This is a genomic window from Pseudomonas frederiksbergensis, from assembly GCF_035751725.1.
Taxonomy (GTDB): domain Bacteria; phylum Pseudomonadota; class Gammaproteobacteria; order Pseudomonadales; family Pseudomonadaceae; genus Aquipseudomonas; species Aquipseudomonas frederiksbergensis_A.
The window spans coordinates 463526-481351 of sequence record NZ_CP142104.1 but is presented as its reverse complement, the minus strand read 5'-3'; the positions used below and the strand labels follow the sequence as shown (position 1 = coordinate 481351).

The window sequence follows — 17826 nt, the reverse complement described above, 5'->3', positions numbered from 1 at the left end:
ACTATGAATGCTCTTTCAAAGGAATGGTCCGCGGCCGCTCCAGCCACGCCCCCTCGCCATCGGGGACGATTTCGACCACGTCGACCTGCGTGGCGCTGATGGCGACGATCCGCCCATCGTTGCGTCCCAGGTAGTCACCCACCTTCAGCCGATGTACGCCTCCCGCGCCGCGCAGCAGTGCGAAGGATCCGCCGGCATTGGAGATCGTCCCGACCATCTCGAACTGTTCGATATTGAAGCCTTCCAGGTACTGCTTGACCCGGTTGGGGTCGGGCCGGACGTTGCGCGAGCCCTGCTGCCGACCCGCCTGGTCCACGCGCACCTGCCTGGAGAACGGACTGCGCAGGTTGGCCGCGCTGTAAGTAAAGGTTTCGTTAGGCTTGAAGGTCGGCGTGGGTTCGATCTTGCCGGGCGGGCGCAAGCGCACCTCGTTCATGTAGGCGTCCAGGTCGCTGAAACCGTCATCGCTGTTGCAGCCGGCCAACGCGACCAAACCGGCCAGCAGGCCCATGCGCCACGCCGGCATCATGGCTGCGCCTCCTGCTCGTTGTACCGGTAGGTCTTGGCCTGGATGCTCATGCGCAGCTTTGCCCCCGCCTCGGGCTCCATCGGCCCGATCTCGAAATCGTGCAAGGTCACGATCCGCGGCAACCCGGCCACGCCGCTGACGAATGTCGCCAGGTCATGGTAGCCACCCGTCACGGTGATCTGGATCGGTAACTCGATATAGAACGGCTGGGTGACCTCCGGCAGTAGTTTGATTTCCTCGAATTCCAGGCCGCTACCCAGCCCCGTGCGGGTGATGTCTTCCAACAGGCCAGGCACCTCCGTATCGCTGGGCAACTGCCGCAACAACACGCCGAACGACGTTTCCATCTGTTTCATCTGCTCGGTGTAGCGCTCCAGGTTCGCCGCCATGTGGGCCTTGCCCGCAAATTGGGCCTTGAGGGTGTTCTCCTCTTCCTGAACCTGGTGCAGCTGGTTTTGCAGGTCACTCAAGGTGAAGTTATAACCCAGCCCCAGCACGAGTATGACCAGCAGAATGCCGGCCAGCCATTTGATCGGCCCCGGCCACGAGCCGACATTGTTGGTGTCCAGGTCGCTGAGGTCGATCTTGCGCAGCGCGTCCAACCATTCTCCCGGCTTCATTGGGCGTCCTCCACGTTGGCCGGGCGGGTCTGGCGAACCGTCAGCTGGAAGACGTTCGCCTGGTCGAGCTGGCCCGCCGTGGTGGCCTTCACTTCCGTCAGGCTCGGGGCGTCGAACAAATCCGACGAATCCAGGTTTCGCATCAGGTCAGAGACCCGGTTGTTCGATTCCGCCGCTCCCGTGATGGACAGCGTACCCTCCTCCATCTTGACGTCGGTGAAGTACACGCCGTCGGGCAGGGTCCGCGCCAATTGGTCGAAAATGCGCGCGCTGACCGGTCGATTGCCCTGCAAGTCCTGGATGATGCGCATGCGCTCCAGCAACTGCTGTCGACGAGCCTTCAACTCGCTGATTTGCTGGATGCGCTCGTCCAGGACGGCAATCTGCTGGCGGATGTGGCTGTTGCGCGCCGTTTGATAGTCGATGGCACTGTTGAGGTATTGCACCGCAATCAAGATCAGGCCCACCGCGCCGACCAGCGCGCCGGCCAATCCCAGCAGAAAGCGCTTGCGGCGCTCTTCGCGCAGCTCTTCGCGCCAGGGAAGCAGGTTGATCCGCGCCATCAGTCGAAACTCCTGAGGGCCAGCCCGCAGGCAATCATCAGCGCCGGCGCGTCACTGGCCAGGGCGCCCGCGTTGACCTTGCTGCTCAAGGCCATGCTGGCGAACGGATTGGCCACTTGGGTCGGCGTGCCCAGGCGCTGCTCGATCAACCGATCCAGGCCCGCGACCGAAGCCGTACCGCCGGCCAGCAGGATGTGATCCACCGCGCTGTACTGGCCGGAAGCGAAGAAAAACTGCAGCGAGCGCGACACCTGTTGCACCAGTGCTTCGCGAAACGGCTGCAACACTTCGCCAAGATAGTCGTCCGGCAGGCCACCTTGCTTTTTCGCCAGGCCGGCCTGCTCCGGCGTCAGGCCGTAGCGACGCTGGATTTCCTCGGTAAGCTGGCGTCCACCGAACAACTGCTCGCGGGTATAGATGATGCGCCCGTTATGCAACACGCTGAGGGTCGTCATCGTGGCGCCAATGTCGACGACCGCCACGGTCAACCGTTCCTGGGACGCGGCCAATTGGGTGGAAAGCAGGCCGAAGGCACGCTCCAGGGCGTAGGCCTCCACATCGACCACGCGGGCGGTCAATCCGGCGAGCGCCAGCGCCGCCTCGCGGACCTCGACATTTTCCTTGCGACACGCCGCCAACAACACCTCTACCCGCTCGGCGCTGCGAGGCGAAACGCCAACGACTTCGAAATCAATCGCCACCTCATCCAGCGGGTACGGAATGTATTGGTCGGCTTCGATCTTGAGCTGGTTTTCCATGTCGTCATCGGACAGCCCGGCATCCATTTCGATGGTCTTGGTGATGACCGCCGAGCCGGCGACGGCCACCGCCACGTTGCGCAAGGGCGTCTTCGCCTTGGCGAGCACCCGCGACAATGCCTGCCCCACGCCTTCGAGCTCGGCAATGTTCTTCTCGACCACCGCATTGGCCGGCAGCGGTTCGACCGCATAGGACTCGACGCGATAACGATCACCCTGGCGACTCAATTCGAGCAGCTTCACCGACGTCGAGCTGATGTCGATCCCCAGAAGCGCATGGGCTTTTTTATTGAAGAGTCGTAGCACTACCAATTCCCTATGACTATCCGTGAGTTACGGACTCTCTAATAAGCGTTGCGTTCAATCCCCCCGGTCCGACGAACGTCCGGATGGCGTTACCGACGAAAAAAAAATGCTTATAATGCCCAGCGTTTTTTTCGCTTTGCTGCAAGCACGGGTCCTTCCCTGCACCTGGCGTCTTTTTCATTCTTTGCCTGGATATCCAAAAGCCTTGATTCGTCTGCTGAAATTTTTCGGATGGTCCATCGTCGCCGTTTTCTGCGGACTGCTCTTGGGCCTGAGCGGTGCCTTTCTTTACCTTAGTCCGGGATTGCCGTCCGTGGAGGCGCTGAGAAGTATTCAGTTGCAGATTCCCCTGCGGGTGTACAGCAGCGACGACAAGTTGATCGCCGAATTTGGCGAAATGCGCCGCACGCCGATCCGTTTCGCCGACATTCCCCCCAATTTCATCAATGCGTTACTAAGTGCTGAAGACGACAATTTCGCCAACCACTATGGCGTCGATCCGGGCAGCCTGATGCGCGCCGCCAGCCAGCTGGTCAAGAGCGGCCACATCCAGTCCGGCGGCAGCACCATCACCATGCAGGTAGCGAAGAACTTCTTCCTGACCAGCGAGCGCAGCTTCTCGCGCAAGACCACCGAGATTCTCCTGGCCCTGCAGATCGAGCGGCAGCTGACCAAGGACGAGATCCTCGAGCTGTACGTGAACAAGATTTACCTGGGCAACCGCGCCTACGGGATCGAGGCGGCGGCGCAGGTGTATTACGGCAAGTCGATCCGCGATGTGAGCCTGGCGCAGATGGCGATGATCGCCGGCCTGCCCAAGGCACCTTCGCGCTTCAACCCATTGGCCAACCCGGCACGCAGCAAGGAACGTCGCGACTGGATCCTGGGGCGCATGTACAAGCTCGGCAAGATCAGCGAAGCCGAGTACACCGCCGCAATCAACGAGCCGCTGAACGCCAGCTATCACGTGCCGACCCCGGAAGTGAACGCCCCGTATATCGCCGAGATGGCCCGCGCCGAGATGGTCGGACGTTATGGCAGCGACGCCTACACCGAAGGTTTCCGCGTCACCACCACGGTGCCGAGCAACTTGCAGGAAATGGCCAACACCGCGCTGCACGAAGGCCTGATGACCTACGACCAGCGCCACGGCTACCGGGGCCCAGAATCGCGCCTGCCAGGCAAGACCAAGGAAGCCTGGGCCCAGGAACTGACCAAGCAACGCACCATCAGCAGCCTGGAACCGGCGATCGTCACCCAGGTGGACAAGGACGGCATCAAGGTCCTGACCCGCAATGGCGAGCAGGAAGAGCATGTGGCCTGGGACACCATGAAATGGGCCCGACCGTTTCTCAACACCAACAGCATGGGCGCCAACCCACGGCAGCCGTCGGACGTGGCGCAGGTCGGCGACCTGATCCGAGTGCAGCGCCAGCCGGACAACTCCCTCAAGTTCAGCCAGATCCCGGCCGCCCAGGGCGCACTGGTATCCCTCGACCCACAGAACGGCGCGATCCGCTCGTTGGTGGGCGGCTTCGCCTTCGAGCAGAGCAATTACAACCGAGCCTTGCAGGCCAAGCGCCAACCAGGCTCCAGCTTCAAGCCATTCGTCTACAGCGCCGCCCTGGACAACGGCTACACCGCCGCCAGCCTGGTGAACGATGCGCCGATCGTGTTTGTCGATGAGTACCTGGACAAGGTCTGGCGGCCGAAGAACGACACCAATACGTTCCTGGGCCCGATTCGCCTGCGCGAGGCGCTGTACAAATCCCGCAACCTGGTCTCGATCCGCCTGCTGCAGGCGCTGGGCGTGGACCGCACCATCGACTACATCAGCAAGTTCGGCTTCAACAAGCAGGACTTGCCGCGCAACCTGTCCCTGGCACTGGGCACCGCGACCTTGACGCCGATGGAAATCGCGACGGGCTGGAGCACCTTCGCCAACGGCGGCTACAAGATCACCCCGTACATCATCGACAAGATCGAAAGCCGCAACGGTGAAACGCTGTTCGTCGCCAACCCGCCACGAGTGCCTACGGGCGAGCAGGCCAGCGACGGCGTCGCCGCGCCTGCCACCGAGACCTTCACGGTGAACGCGACTGGCGGCGAAGCCACCACCGCCCCTGCCGTACCGCAAGCGCCAGCCATCGCCGAACGCATCGTCGACGGTCGCACCACCTACATCCTCAACAGCATGTTGCAGGACGTGATCAAGCTCGGCACCGGTCGCCGCGCCCTGGCCCTGGGTCGCACGGACCTGGCGGGCAAGACCGGTACCACCAACGAATCCAAGGACGCCTGGTTCTCCGGCTACAACGCCGATTACGTGACCACCGTCTGGACCGGTTTCGACCAGCCCGAAAGCCTGGGCCGTCGCGAGTTCGGCGGCACCGTGGCGCTGCCGATCTGGATGAGCTACATGGGCGCTGCCCTCAAGGACAAGCCACCGCACACCCAGCCTGAACCGGAAGGCATCCTCAGCCTGCGGGTCGACCCGGTCAGCGGCCGTGCGGCCACGCCAGGCACGCCGGGTGCGTACTTCGAGCTGTTCAAGAGCGAAGACACCCCGCCGTCCGTCAACGAGCTGGGCAACGGCGTCGCACCGGGCAGCCCGCTGCCGGCGGATGAGGCGGCACCGATCGATCTGTTCTGACCGGGCGCCACCCAAAGCCCCGCCTTCGGAAGAAGTGCGGGGCTTTTTCTGGCGTACATGAACCTATGGTCAATCCAGGGAATGGTTTCCATCCCACACAAATCCAGGCAACAAAAAGCCCCGACTCACAGGAGCCGGGGCTTTTTGTTGAAGCGCTACAACGGCTTAGCCGTTGAACACGTCATCCACGCTCTTGAGCGGGTAGTTCTTCGGGTACGGCAGGGTTGCTACGCCCGTCTCGATGGCGGCCTTGGCCACGGCGTCGGAGATCAGGGTGATCAGGCGGGCATCCATTGGTTTCGGGATGATGTACTCACGACCGAATTCCAGCTTGATGCCGCCGTAGGCGTCGCACACTTCCTGAGGCACCGGCAGCTTGGCCAGTTCGCGCAGGGCGTTGGCGGCCGCGACCTTCATTTCTTCGTTGATGCGCTTGGCACGAACGTCCAGGGCACCACGGAAGATGAACGGGAAGCCCAGAACGTTGTTGACCTGGTTCGGGTAGTCCGAACGACCGGTGGCCATGATCACGTCGCTGCGGGTCGCGTGAGCCAGCTCCGGGGAGATTTCCGGGTCCGGGTTCGAGCAGGCGAACACGATCGGATTCGGCGCCATGCGCAGCAGGTTTTCCGCGCTCAACAGGTTCGGGCCCGACAGGCCGACGAACACGTCGGCACCGTCCAGCGCATCCGCCAGGGAGCGCTTGTCGGTCGCGTGGGCGAAGACAGCCTTGTACTGGTTCAGATCGTCACGGCCGGAGTGGATCACGCCGGTACGGTCGACCATGAAGATGTTTTCGATCTTGGCGCCCATGCTCACCAGCAACTTCATGCAGGAGATGGCCGCAGCGCCGGCGCCCAGGCAGACGATCTTGGCTTCCGGCAGGGTTTTGCCAGCGATTTCCAAGGCGTTGATCATGCCGGCCGCAGTCACGATTGCGGTGCCGTGCTGGTCATCGTGGAATACCGGAATGTCGCACTGTTCGATCAGGGCGCGCTCGATCTCGAAGCACTCAGGTGCCTTGATGTCTTCCAGGTTGATGCCGCCGAAGGTGATGGAAATGCGCTTGACGGTGTCGATGAAGGCTTGCGGGCTCTCGGAATCGACTTCGATGTCGAACACGTCGATGCCGGCGAAGCGCTTGAACAGAACACCCTTGCCTTCCATGACCGGCTTGGAAGCCAATGGACCTAGGTTACCCAGGCCGAGAATCGCGGTGCCATCGGAAATGACTGCAACCAGGTTGCCCTTGCCGGTGTATTTGTAGGCCAGCTCAGGGTCGCGAGCGATTTCACGCACTGGTTCGGCTACGCCGGGGCTGTAGGCCAGCGACAGGTCGCGGGCAGTAGCGGTGGCCTTGGTGAGCTCGACACTCAGCTTACCCGGACGAGGATTAGCGTGATATTCGAGAGCGGCAGTTTTCAGATCAGACATGTGGGCATTCCGCTTTTTACTGTGTTGGACAGACGGACCGCCGAGGATACGCGCCTCGCAAAGTCCCTACAAGACTGACCAGTCACTCCTGTCAAGCGCCCTGCCCTACGACTTTGGGCCAAGAGCTACGAAACACAAGGGCCTGATGCATACAATCCAAAGTAAAAATGTCTACAATTATTTTCTCAAAGCACCGGCTGCAACATCGCCGGATCGGTCAGCGGCAACATCCAACGCGCCTGCCCAGGCTTGGTTTCCCCACGGCGGGCGCGATCGACGACCCAACCGCGAGCCTCGATCGTCCGGCCTTCAAGACGCTTCAACGCAGAGGCGTCGAAATTTCGCTGCGAGTTGGGCGCGATGTGCAGGACAACCGCCCCTTGTAGTTCGATCCAGATACCACCGCGATTGCGTTGCACACTGTCTACACGGCCGCTGATCAGGGCAAAGCCGGGCGCCTTGATTTGTTCCGCTCGCGTGACCGGGGACTTCTTCCAGACCCCGAGCCTCGCTTGCCGCGCCTGGCGCTCGGCGGCCTGTTGGCACTCGACCAGGTCGACGTTCGGCGCGACCGCCACCACGAAGCCCAGCCCCTCGGCAATCAGTTGCTCCTCCAGGTTGCGACCCTGGCGGTCGTAGACGTGGGCGAGCGTGCGCCCGTAATCGTCGCGATCATCACGGCCGGGCGACATCTTGACCCGCCCGGCACTGGCGGCCACCAGCGCTTCGAGTCGCTGGCGCGCCGCCACGGCAAAAGGTTCGTCGGCACGCCCGCGCTTACCCAGCTCCGGACTGTTGAGGCCGATCATGCGGACACGACGACCGTCCTCAAGGTACAAGGTGTCGCCGTCCACCACCCGCTGTACGGCCGCTTCGGGCAGCTCACCCGGCAGGGGGCAAGACGCCTGGGCACCACAAAGCCAAATCGCAGGCACAAAAAAGGCGCCCACCAGGGACGCCTTTTTCATTAGCCTGGAATAGCCGGAACGACTTTCCAAGATAATCAGCCTTAGGCTTTCTTGGCGCCGAAAGCACCGAAACGATCGGCGAACTTCTGAACGCGGCCGCCGGTATCCAGAGTCTTTTGCTTACCGGTGTAGAACGGGTGGCATTCGTTGCAAACGTCGATCGCCAGGGCTTTGCCGTAGGTCGAACGGGTTTCGAACTTGTTGCCGCAGCTGCAGGTTACTGCAACGACTGGGTAGTCCGGATGGATATCGGTTTTCATGGTGTTTTCCTCAGGCTAGCGTGCCGCCACCCAACACTATTGTTGAATACCGCACGTAATTAGGCCGCGGATTCTACCAGACAACATTAATCGCGCAAGCTACAACTTGTACCAACCGTCTGCTAGGCTCGCGACCTTTCGTGCGCAAACTCCCACAAGGATCGCGCCAAGTTTTCTGAATCTGCTGTTTACCGAGACCCTCCCGCGTGCCCGACGCCATCCTGCGCCTCGCCTTGCCATCGCCCCTGCGCCGCCTGTTCGATTATCGGGCTCCGGCCGGCGTGCCACGTGCCCAGTTGCAACCGGGCATGCGCCTGCGGGTGCCGTTCGGTCGTCGGGAAATGATCGGCATCCTGGTGGAAGTCACCGACCACAGCGAGGTGCCGGTCGACAAGCTCAAGCCGGCCCTGGCCCTGCTCGATGCCACGCCTGCGCTACCGGCGCCGCTGCTCAAGCTGTGCTTGTGGACCGCCCAGTATTACCAGCACAGCCTGGGCGACACCCTGAGTTGGGCCCTGCCGACCTTGTTGCGCCAGGGCGAGCCGGCCGAGGCGCGCCAGGAACGCTTCTGGTCGGTGGCGCCGGGCGCTTCGCTGGACGATCCGCGCATTGCCCGCGCCCCGCGCCAGCGCGAAGCCCTGGCAACCCTGGCCCAACATCCCCACGGCGTAGCGCACCAGCTGTTGAGCAAGTTGATGCTCAGCAAGGACAGCCTCGACCTGCTGCTGGCCAAAGATCTGGTCCAGGTGGAGGTCCGCCGGCATGCCCCGGGGGCACGCCATGAACATTGGCTGGCCCAGCCGGAACTGCCGCTCAATACTGAGCAACGGGCGGCTTGCGAGGCGATTCGCGCGGGCTTCGACAACTACCACGCTTTTCTTTTGGCAGGCGTCACGGGCAGCGGCAAGACCGAGGTCTACCTGCAACTGATCCGCCAGACCCTGGAAGCCGGCAAGCAGGCCCTGGTGCTGATTCCGGAAATCAACCTGGGCCCGCAAACCCTGGCGCGCTTCGAGCAGCGCTTCAATGCGCGGATCGCCCTGGTGCACTCGGCCGTCAACGACCGCGAGCGCCTGGAATCCTGGCTCGCCGCCCGGGACGGGGAGGCCGACATCATCATCGGCACCCGCTCGGCACTGTTCACCCCGATGAAAAACCCCGGTCTGATCATCATCGACGAAGAGCACGACGGCTCCTATAAACAGCAGGAAGGCCTGCGCTACCACGCCCGCGACCTGGCGCTGGTGCGCGCCCGCCAGGAGAACATCCCGATTGTGCTCGGCTCGGCCACGCCGTCCCTCGAAAGCCTGCACAACGCCTACACCGGTCGCTACGGCCTGCTGCGCCTCAACGAACGGGCCGGTGGCGCCAAGCAACCCCGTTTCTTGCGCCTTGATGTGAAAAGCCGTCCGCTGGACAGCGGTATTTCCGGGCCGATGCAGCAAGCCATCGGTCAGACGCTGGCCGCCGGGCAGCAGGTCCTGGTGTTCCTCAACCGCAGGGGGTTTGCCCCGACGCTGTTGTGCCATGACTGTGGCTGGATGTCCGGCTGCGAACGCTGCGACGCCCGGATGACGGTGCATCAGCGCTACGGCGAATTGCGCTGCCATCATTGCGGGCACTCCGAGCGGGTACCGCGCAACTGCCCGCAATGCGGGAAAGTCGACCTGCGTCCCGTGGGCGCCGGCACCGAGCGCGCCGAAGAACGGCTGGGAATTTTGTTTCCCGACTATCCCGTGCTCAGGGTGGATCGCGACAGCACCTCGCGAAAGGATGCGATGAACAATCTGTTCGCCACCATCCAGAAAGGCCAGCCATGCATCCTGGTGGGCACGCAGATGCTCGCCAAGGGCCATCACTTCCCCCGGGTGACGCTGGTGTCGATCCTGGATGCCGACGGCGGGCTGTTTTCCGGTGATTTCCGGGCCAGCGAGCGCATGGCACAGCTGATCGTCCAGGTCGCAGGCCGCGCGGGGCGCGCCGAAGAGCCGGGCAAAGTGATCATCCAGACCCACCTGGCGGATCATCCGCTGCTGATACAGTTGACCGAACAGGGCTATTTCGCGTTTGCCGAACAGGCCTTGAGCGAACGCCGTGGCGCCGGCCTGCCACCTTTCGCCCATCTGGCACTGTTGCGGGCCGAGGCTCACAAGCCGGGCCAGGCCGAAGGTTTCCTGGACGAAGCGTGCAGCGAGGCGGAACGCCTGTTGGCAGAACAGAATCTCACCGGCATCGAACTCCTGGGCCCGGTCCCGGCGCCGATGGAGCGGCGCGCCGGACGCTATCGCGCCCAGCTTCTATTGCAGGCCAATGCCCGGGCACCACTGCATCGGTTGCTGAGCGCCTGGCTGCTGTTGCTGGAACAGATGCCCAGCGCGCGCGCGGTGCGCTGGTCGCTGGATGTGGACCCGGTGGATTTGTACTGACCCAGGCGCCCGAATAATCACCACACATCCCCAACCGACCCGCTACAGTTGGCAAGCTCGCCCGCGCCACGGATAATGCCCAGTTTTTCCACCAGCGCATCGAAGCGCCGCCGCGCCTGCGGTTGAAAGAGAAGACCATGAAAGACACCATTCGCCAGCTTATCCAGCAAGCCATCACCCAACTCGTCACTGAAGGTGTGCTGCCAGAAGGCGTGTCGCCGGCGATTCAGGTCGAGAACACCCGTGACAAGACCCACGGCGACTTCGCCAGCAACATCGCGATGATGCTCGCCAAGCCGGCCGGCATGAAACCTCGCGACCTGGCAGAAAAAATCATCGCCGCGCTGCCGTCCGACGAAAACGTCACCAAGGCCGAGATTGCCGGCCCCGGCTTCATCAATTTCTTCCAGAACACCCAGGCCCTGGCCTCGCGCCTCGACGCCGCCCTGACCGACGAACGCCTCGGCGTGCGCAAGGCCGGCCCGCTGCAGCGCACCGTAGTCGACCTCTCGGCCCCTAACCTCGCCAAGGAAATGCACGTCGGCCACCTGCGTTCGACCATCATTGGCGATGGCGTGGCGCGCGTGCTGGAGTTTCTCGGCGACACCGTGATCCGCCAGAACCACGTGGGCGACTGGGGCACCCAGTTCGGCATGTTGATGGCCTACCTGCAGGAAAACCCCATCACCAGCGACGAGCTGTCGGACCTGGAAAATTTCTACCGCGCCGCCAAGCAACGCTTTGACGAGTCACCCGAATTCGCCGACCGCGCCCGTGGCCTGGTGGTCAAGTTGCAGGCCGGCGACGCCGAGTGCCTGGCGTTGTGGACCAAGTTCAAGGACATCTCGCTGTCCCACTGCCAGAAAATCTACGAGCTGCTGAACGTCAAGCTGACCATGGCCGACGTGATGGGCGAAAGCGCCTACAACGATGACCTGGTCAACGTGGTCAACGATCTCCGCGCCAAGGGCATGCTGGTGGAAAGCAACGGCGCCCAGTGCGTGTTCCTCGACCAGTTCAAGACCGCCGATGGCGAGCCGCTGCCGGTGATCATCGTCAAGGCCGATGGCGGCTATCTCTACGCCACCACCGACCTGGCGGCCGTGCGCTACCGCAACCGCGTGCTCAAGGCTGATCGCGTCCTGTATTTCGTCGACCAGCGCCAGGCACTGCATTTCCAGCAGGTGTTTGAAGTCGCTCGACTGGCCGGTTTCGTGACCCATCCGATGGAAATGGAGCACATGGGCTTCGGCACCATGAACGGCGCCGACGGTCGCCCATTCAAGACCCGCGACGGTGGCACCGTAAAGTTGATCGACCTGCTGACCGAAGCCCAGGACCGCGCCTACACCCTGGTCAAGGGCAAGAACCCGGACCTGGCCGAAGACGAACTGCGCAACATTGCCAAGGTCGTGGGCATCGACGCGGTGAAATACGCCGACCTGTCCAAGCACCGCACCAGCGACTACAGCTTCAACTTCGACCTGATGCTCAATTTCGAAGGCAACACCGCGCCGTACCTGCTGTACGCCTACACCCGCGTGGCGGGCGTGTTCCGCAAGCTTGGCAAGCGCTTCGACGAAGTGGATGGCCAGATCGTCCTCGAGGCCGCCCATGAGCAGGAGCTGGCGGCCAGGCTGGCCCAGTTCGGTGAAGTACTGAACAACGTCGCCGAAAAAGGCACGCCGCATACCTTGTGCGCATACCTGTACGACGTTGCCGGCCTGTTCTCCAGTTTCTACGAAAACTGCCCAATCCTCAGCGCCGAGACACCGGCACAGATGCAAAGCCGCCTGCGCCTCGCCGCACTGACCGGGCGTACGCTCAAGCAAGGCCTGGAATTGCTGGGCCTGGAAACGCTGGAGCGCATGTAAGTTGGCCGCCAAGAAGAAACCAGCCCCCAAACGCGGTGCCAGTCGTTACCAGCCCCCGGCCAAACAGCCGATTCCGGGCTGGTTGTGGATGGCGATCGGCCTGACCGTCGGCGCTTTCATTGTATTTCTGATGAAGCTGGAGCCGGGCCAGGGCGACGACGTCAAGCGCGTGCGCCAGGAGCAGCAAAAGGCCACCCGGATCGCCGAGGCCAACAAGACTCCGCCGAGCCCGACGCAACCGGTGAAACCGAAATACGACTTCTATACCCTGTTGCCGGAATCGGAAGTCATCGTGCCGCCCGAGGCCGTGCCGGAGAAAACCCTGCCGACGCCGCAAGTACCCCAGGTGCCGACCACGCCGGTGACCCCGGCCGAAGCAGCGAAGATCGACACCGCCCGCGCCCAGGCGGCATTGGCCGGCATCACGCCGCCACCCGCGCCGCCCGTACAGAAGGCTGCGCCAGTGACGAAGTTTTTCTTGCAGGCCGGCTCGTTCCGCAAGGAAGCCGATGCCGACAAGGTGCGGGCGCAGATCATTCTGCTGGGCCAGTCGGTGTCGGTGGAGTCCGGGACGGTGAAGGAAGAAACCTGGTACCGAGTATTGGTCGGGCCGTTCAGCAACCGCGAGGAACTGACCAAGGCCCAGAAACTATTGGCGGGCAGCGGCTTCAGCAACCTGTTGTTACAACAACGTCAGAGCCGCTGAAGCCAGACGCCCTTAACCCTTGTGGCGAGGGGATTTATCCCCGCTGGGGCGCGCAGCGCCCCTAAGATCTGCGACGCGGTATGGCAGGTCTATCGCATCAAGCCTTTAGGGGCTGCTGCGCAGCCCAGCGGGGATAAATCCCCTCGCCACAGGGACGCGATCAGCCAAGCCACTCGTCCCCTGCCCCACCCCGTGGTTGAAAAAACCCACGCCACCCCCATATGAGTTCCATCCGGGCATTTTCGCCCCGCTGCGTGGAGACTCTTCCCTTGACCACCATCGTTTCAGTCCGCCGTCACGGCAAAGTCGTCATGGGCGGCGACGGCCAGGTTTCACTGGGCAACACCGTGATGAAAGGCAACGCGAAGAAAGTCCGCCGCCTGTACCACGGCCAGGTCATCGCCGGTTTCGCCGGGGCCACCGCCGACGCCTTCACCCTGTTCGAGCGTTTCGAAGGCCAACTTGAAAAACACCAGGGCCATCTGGTTCGCGCCGCCGTCGAGCTGGCGAAGGAATGGCGTACCGACCGCTCACTGAGCCGCCTCGAAGCCATGCTCGCAGTCGCCAACAAGGACGCCTCCCTGATCATCACCGGCAACGGCGACGTCGTCGAGCCCGAGGATGGCCTGATCGCCATGGGTTCCGGTGGCGCCTACGCCCAGGCCGCCGCCAGCGCACTGCTGAAGAAGACCGATCTGTCGGCCCGCGAAATCGTCGAGACAGCCCTGGGCATTGCCGGCGATATCTGCGTATTCACCAACCACACCCAGACCATTGAGGAGCAGGACCTCGCCGAGTAAGCCCTTCCAGGCCCAGACTCCCGCTTGAGGACCGCCAATTATTATGTCCATGACTCCCCGCGAAATCGTCCACGAACTCAACCGCCATATCATCGGCCAGGACGATGCCAAGCGCGCCGTCGCCATCGCCCTGCGTAACCGCTGGCGCCGGATGCAGTTGCCCGAAGAGCTGCGCGTCGAAGTGACCCCCAAGAACATCCTGATGATCGGCCCGACCGGTGTCGGCAAGACCGAAATCGCCCGCCGCCTGGCCAAGCTCGCCAACGCGCCGTTCATCAAGGTCGAAGCCACCAAGTTCACCGAAGTCGGTTATGTCGGCCGCGACGTCGAGTCGATCATCCGTGACCTGGCCGACGCCGCGATCAAGCTGCTGCGCGAACAGGAAATCACCAAGGTCCGCCATCGCGCCGAAGACGCCGCCGAAGAACGCATCCTCGACGCGCTTTTGCCGCCAGCGCGCATGGGCTTCAACGCCGACTCCGCCGCGACCCAGGATTCCAACACCCGCCAACTGTTCCGCAAGCGCCTGCGCGAAGGCCAGCTGGACGACAAGGAGATCGAGATCGAAGTGGCCGAGATGGCCGGCGTCGACATCTCCGCGCCGCCGGGCATGGAAGAAATGACCAACCAGTTGCAGAGCCTGTTCGCCAACATGGGCAAGGGCAAGAAGAAAAGCCGCAAGCTCAAGGTCAAGGAAGCGCTGAAACTGGTACGCGATGAAGAGGCGAGTCGCCTGGTCAACGAAGAAGAGTTGAAGGCCAAGGCCCTGGAAGCGGTCGAGCAGCACGGCATCGTGTTCATCGACGAGATCGACAAGGTCGCCAAGCGCGGCAATGTCGGCGGCGCCGATGTGTCCCGCGAAGGCGTGCAACGCGACCTGCTGCCGCTGATCGAAGGCTGCACCGTCAATACCAAGCTGGGCATGGTCAAGACCGACCACATCCTGTTCATCGCTTCCGGCGCATTCCACCTGAGCAAGCCGAGCGACCTGGTGCCGGAGCTGCAGGGCCGCTTGCCGATCCGTGTCGAACTCAAGGCGTTGTCGCCAGAGGATTTCGAACGCATCCTGAGCGAGCCCCACGCGTCGCTGACCGAGCAGTATTGCGCGCTGCTCAAGACCGAAGGCTTGAACATCGAGTTCGCGCCCGAAGGCATCAAGCGCCTGGCGCAGATTGCCTGGCAGGTCAACGAGAAGACCGAGAACATCGGTGCCCGCCGCCTGCACACGCTGCTTGAGCGTTTGCTTGAGGAAGTCTCGTTCAGCGCCGGCGACCTGGCGAGCGTCCATAACGAAGCGCCGATCCGCATCGATGCCGAGTACGTCAACAGTCACCTGGGCGAGTTGGCGCAGAACGAAGACCTGTCGCGGTATATCCTGTAAGCCACACGACGTGTGAGCGAGCTCCCGTGGCGAGGGGATTCATCCCCGCGCCACGGGCTTCACGAGACTGACGACCCCCATGACCAAACTCCCCACCGCCATCAACCTGCACAAAGCCTCCAAGACCCTGACGCTCAAATACGCGCCAGACGAGGAATACCACCTGCCCGCGGAATTCCTGCGGGTGCACTCGCCCTCCGCCGAGGTCCAGGGCCACGGCAAACCCATCCTGCAATACGGCAAGCTCGGCGTCGGCCTGACCAAGGTTGAACCCGCCGGCCAGTACGCACTGAAACTGACCTTCGACGACGGCCATGACAGCGGATTGTTCACCTGGGACTACCTGTACCAGTTGGCGGTACGCCAGGAAGACCTGTGGAACGATTATCTCGCCGAACTCAAGGCCGCCGGAAAAACCCGCGACCCGAACGAGTCCGTCGTCAAGCTGATGCTCTAGCTCAAGGGCTGGCGCTTTAGGGCGAATTTTCTAGACTCATCTGCTTGAATGCCCGCGCAGCAACGTCAATGACTGGCCTGCTTGCGAAAAAAATTAAACTCGGGTAACCAATGGAGCTGGCAAGTTCCCTGCAAAGGAACCGGCGAGTTCCTGGCACACGTTTCCTCATTGCCCTCGATGCGGAATTTATGGTCACCCCGAGCAGCGTACCTGGTATTGGCCTTGCGGCTTCACGGCACGATCCCGGTACTCGTCTGAAGGACAATGGAGCGTCGTAGATGAGCAACAAGAACAACGATGAGTTGAAGTACCAAGCCTCGGAAAACACCCTTGGCTTGAATCCCGTCGTCGGCTTGCGCAGGAAAGACCTGCTGGCCTCTGCCCGGATGGTGCTGACCCAGACCATCAGACAACCGCTGCACAGCGTCAAGCACGTGGCCCACTTCGGCGCTGAGCTGAGGAAAGTTTTGTTCGGCAAGTCCGAGTTGCAGCCCGCCAGCGATGATCGTCGCTTCGCCGACCCGGCCTGGAGCCAGAACCCACTCTACAAACGTTACCTGCAAACCTACCTGGCGTGGCGCAAGGAGCTGCACGAATGGATCGATGACAGCAGCCTCTCGCCCCAGGACATCAGTCGCGGGCACTTCGTCATCAACTTGATGACCGAGGCCATGGCCCCGACGAATTCGGCGGCCAACCCGGCAGCGGTCAAACGTTTCTTCGAAACCGGCGGCAAGAGCCTGCTCGACGGTTTGTCGCACCTGGCAAAAGACTTGGTGAACAACGGCGGGATGCCGAGCCAGGTAGACATGGGTGCGTTCGAAGTCGGCAAGAGCCTGGGCGTGACGGAAGGCGCCGTGGTCTTTCGCAATGACGTGCTGGAATTGATCCAGTATCGCCCCATCACCGAGCAGGTCCATGAGCGACCGCTGCTGGTGGTGCCGCCGCAAATCAATAAGTTCTATGTGTTTGACCTGAGCCCGGACAAGAGCCTGGCGCGCTTCTGCCTGCGCAGCAACGTGCAAACGTTCATCGTCAGTTGGCGCAACCCCACCAAGGCGCAGCGCGAGTGGGGCCTGTCGACTTACATCGAAGCGCTCAAGGAAGCGGTGGACGTGGTCACGGCCATCACCGGCAGCAAGGACGTCAACATGCTGGGCGCCTGCTCGGGCGGCATCACCTGCACCGCGTTGCTCGGCCATTACGCTGCGCTGGGGGAAAAGAAGGTCAATGCCCTGACCTTGCTGGTGAGCGTGCTGGACACCACCCTGGACACCGACGTGGCCCTGTTCGTCGACGAGCAGACCCTGGAAGCGGCCAAGCGCCATTCCTACCAGGCCGGCGTGCTGGAAGGCCGCGACATGGCCAAGGTCTTCGCCTGGATGCGCCCCAATGACCTGATCTGGAATTACTGGGTCAACAATTACCTGCTGGGCAACGAGCCACCGGTGTTCGACATCCTGTTCTGGAACAACGACACCACGCGGCTGCCGGCGGCGTTCCATGGCGACCTCATCGAGATGTTCAAGAACAACCCGCTGACACGCCCCAATGCACTGGAAGTGTGCGGCACGCCGATCGACCTCAAGCAGGTCACTGCCGACATCTTTTCCCTGGCCGGCACCAACGACCACATCACGCCGTGGAAGTCTTGCTACAAGTCGGCGCAGTTGTTCGGCGGCAAGGTTGATTTCGTGTTGTCGAGCAGCGGCCACATCCAGAGCATCCTCAACCCGCCGGGCAACCCCAAGTCGCGCTACATGACCAGCGAGGACATGCCGGCCAAGGCCGAAGACTGGATGGAGAACTCCACCAAGCACACCGACTCCTGGTGGCTGCACTGGCAGGCCTGGCAGGCCGAGCGCTCGGGCAAGCTGAAAAAGGCGCCGACGGTGCTGGGCAACAAGACCTACGTGGCCGGTGAAGCGGCGCCGGGCACTTATGTGCATGAGCGGTAACGGATGCAACTCGTCTGCTGCGGGGGTGAGCTTGCTCACGAATACATCCCGCCAGCCGACACTGAGTGCAAGGCCCACAGCGTTGGCGAACATCAAACTCATGTTCACAGCGGATCCAATGTGGCAGCGAGCT

General features: G+C 62.5%; 15 protein-coding genes. 8 read left to right on the top strand and 7 right to left on the bottom strand.

Going from position 1 to position 17826, the window contains the following annotated elements; genetic code table 11:
* Position 1: 1 nt before the first annotated feature.
* From VQ575_RS02195 to VQ575_RS02180, 4 genes are read right to left on the bottom strand one after another with little or no spacing between them, the layout of a single operon-like run.
* Positions 2-529, bottom strand: coding sequence for a pilus assembly protein PilP (locus VQ575_RS02195; protein ID WP_039592428.1), 528 nt, complete (start codon positions 527-529; stop codon positions 2-4).
* Entirely contained in the window at positions 526-1149 is a 624-nt protein-coding gene (gene pilO, locus VQ575_RS02190; protein ID WP_039592427.1) for a type 4a pilus biogenesis protein PilO, read from the bottom strand. Before pilO ends, VQ575_RS02195 begins: the two co-directional genes overlap by 4 nt.
* Entirely contained in the window at positions 1146-1712 is a 567-nt protein-coding gene (locus VQ575_RS02185) for a PilN domain-containing protein (protein WP_039592426.1), read from the bottom strand. The genes pilO and VQ575_RS02185 overlap by 4 nt, the downstream gene beginning before the upstream one ends.
* Positions 1712-2776, bottom strand: a complete 1065-nt coding sequence (locus VQ575_RS02180) for a pilus assembly protein PilM (RefSeq protein ID WP_039592425.1) — start codon at positions 2774-2776, stop codon at positions 1712-1714. Before VQ575_RS02180 ends, VQ575_RS02185 begins: the two co-directional genes overlap by 1 nt.
* Positions 2777-2984: 208 nt before the next feature.
* On the opposite strand from VQ575_RS02180, the gene VQ575_RS02175 reads away from it, so the two are divergent.
* Positions 2985-5429: a penicillin-binding protein 1A gene (locus VQ575_RS02175; RefSeq protein WP_198727004.1), complete on the top strand. Its 2445-nt coding sequence runs from the start codon at positions 2985-2987 to the stop codon at positions 5427-5429.
* A gap of 165 nt (positions 5430-5594) precedes the next feature.
* On the opposite strand, the gene VQ575_RS02170 is transcribed toward VQ575_RS02175, so the two are convergent.
* The 3 genes from VQ575_RS02170 to rpmE form a co-directional block, all read right to left on the bottom strand.
* Positions 5595-6863, bottom strand: coding sequence for a malic enzyme-like NAD(P)-binding protein (locus VQ575_RS02170; RefSeq protein ID WP_039592422.1), 1269 nt, complete (start codon positions 6861-6863; stop codon positions 5595-5597).
* Positions 6864-7048: 185 nt separating this feature from the next.
* The gene (locus VQ575_RS02165; protein ID WP_039592421.1) at positions 7049-7831 is read right to left on the bottom strand and encodes a thermonuclease family protein; all 783 of its coding nucleotides are present in this window, start codon (positions 7829-7831) and stop codon (positions 7049-7051) included.
* Between the two features lie 41 nt (positions 7832-7872).
* A complete protein-coding gene (gene rpmE, locus VQ575_RS02160) occupies positions 7873-8091 on the bottom strand; it encodes a 50S ribosomal protein L31 (RefSeq protein ID WP_030140995.1) in 219 nt (72 codons plus the stop codon).
* Between the two features lie 206 nt (positions 8092-8297).
* On the opposite strand from rpmE, the gene VQ575_RS02155 reads away from it, so the two are divergent.
* The 7 genes from VQ575_RS02155 (at position 8298) to phaC (ending at position 17693) form a co-directional block, all read left to right on the top strand.
* Positions 8298-10517, top strand: coding sequence for a primosomal protein N' (locus VQ575_RS02155; RefSeq protein WP_325918993.1), 2220 nt, complete (start codon positions 8298-8300; stop codon positions 10515-10517).
* Between the two features lie 137 nt (positions 10518-10654).
* Positions 10655-12391: an arginine--tRNA ligase gene (gene argS / locus VQ575_RS02150; protein ID WP_045154905.1), complete on the top strand. Its 1737-nt coding sequence runs from the start codon at positions 10655-10657 to the stop codon at positions 12389-12391.
* 1 nt (position 12392) lies between these two features.
* Entirely contained in the window at positions 12393-13097 is a 705-nt protein-coding gene (locus tag VQ575_RS02145; RefSeq protein WP_039592418.1) for an SPOR domain-containing protein, read from the top strand.
* A 269-nt stretch (positions 13098-13366) separates the two neighbouring features.
* Positions 13367-13897 carry an ATP-dependent protease subunit HslV gene (gene hslV, locus VQ575_RS02140; protein WP_003186641.1) on the top strand — a complete coding sequence of 177 codons (531 nt, stop codon included), beginning with the start codon at positions 13367-13369 and terminating at the stop codon, positions 13895-13897.
* 43 nt (positions 13898-13940) lie between these two features.
* Positions 13941-15278, top strand: a complete 1338-nt coding sequence (gene hslU / locus VQ575_RS02135) for an ATP-dependent protease ATPase subunit HslU (RefSeq protein ID WP_325918991.1) — start codon at positions 13941-13943, stop codon at positions 15276-15278.
* A gap of 79 nt (positions 15279-15357) precedes the next feature.
* Positions 15358-15735, top strand: coding sequence for a gamma-butyrobetaine hydroxylase family protein (locus tag VQ575_RS02130; protein ID WP_045154902.1), 378 nt, complete (start codon positions 15358-15360; stop codon positions 15733-15735).
* A 278-nt stretch (positions 15736-16013) separates the two neighbouring features.
* Positions 16014-17693, top strand: coding sequence for a class II poly(R)-hydroxyalkanoic acid synthase (gene phaC / locus VQ575_RS02125; RefSeq protein ID WP_039592415.1), 1680 nt, complete (start codon positions 16014-16016; stop codon positions 17691-17693).
* The last annotated feature ends 133 nt before the right edge of the window (positions 17694-17826 follow it).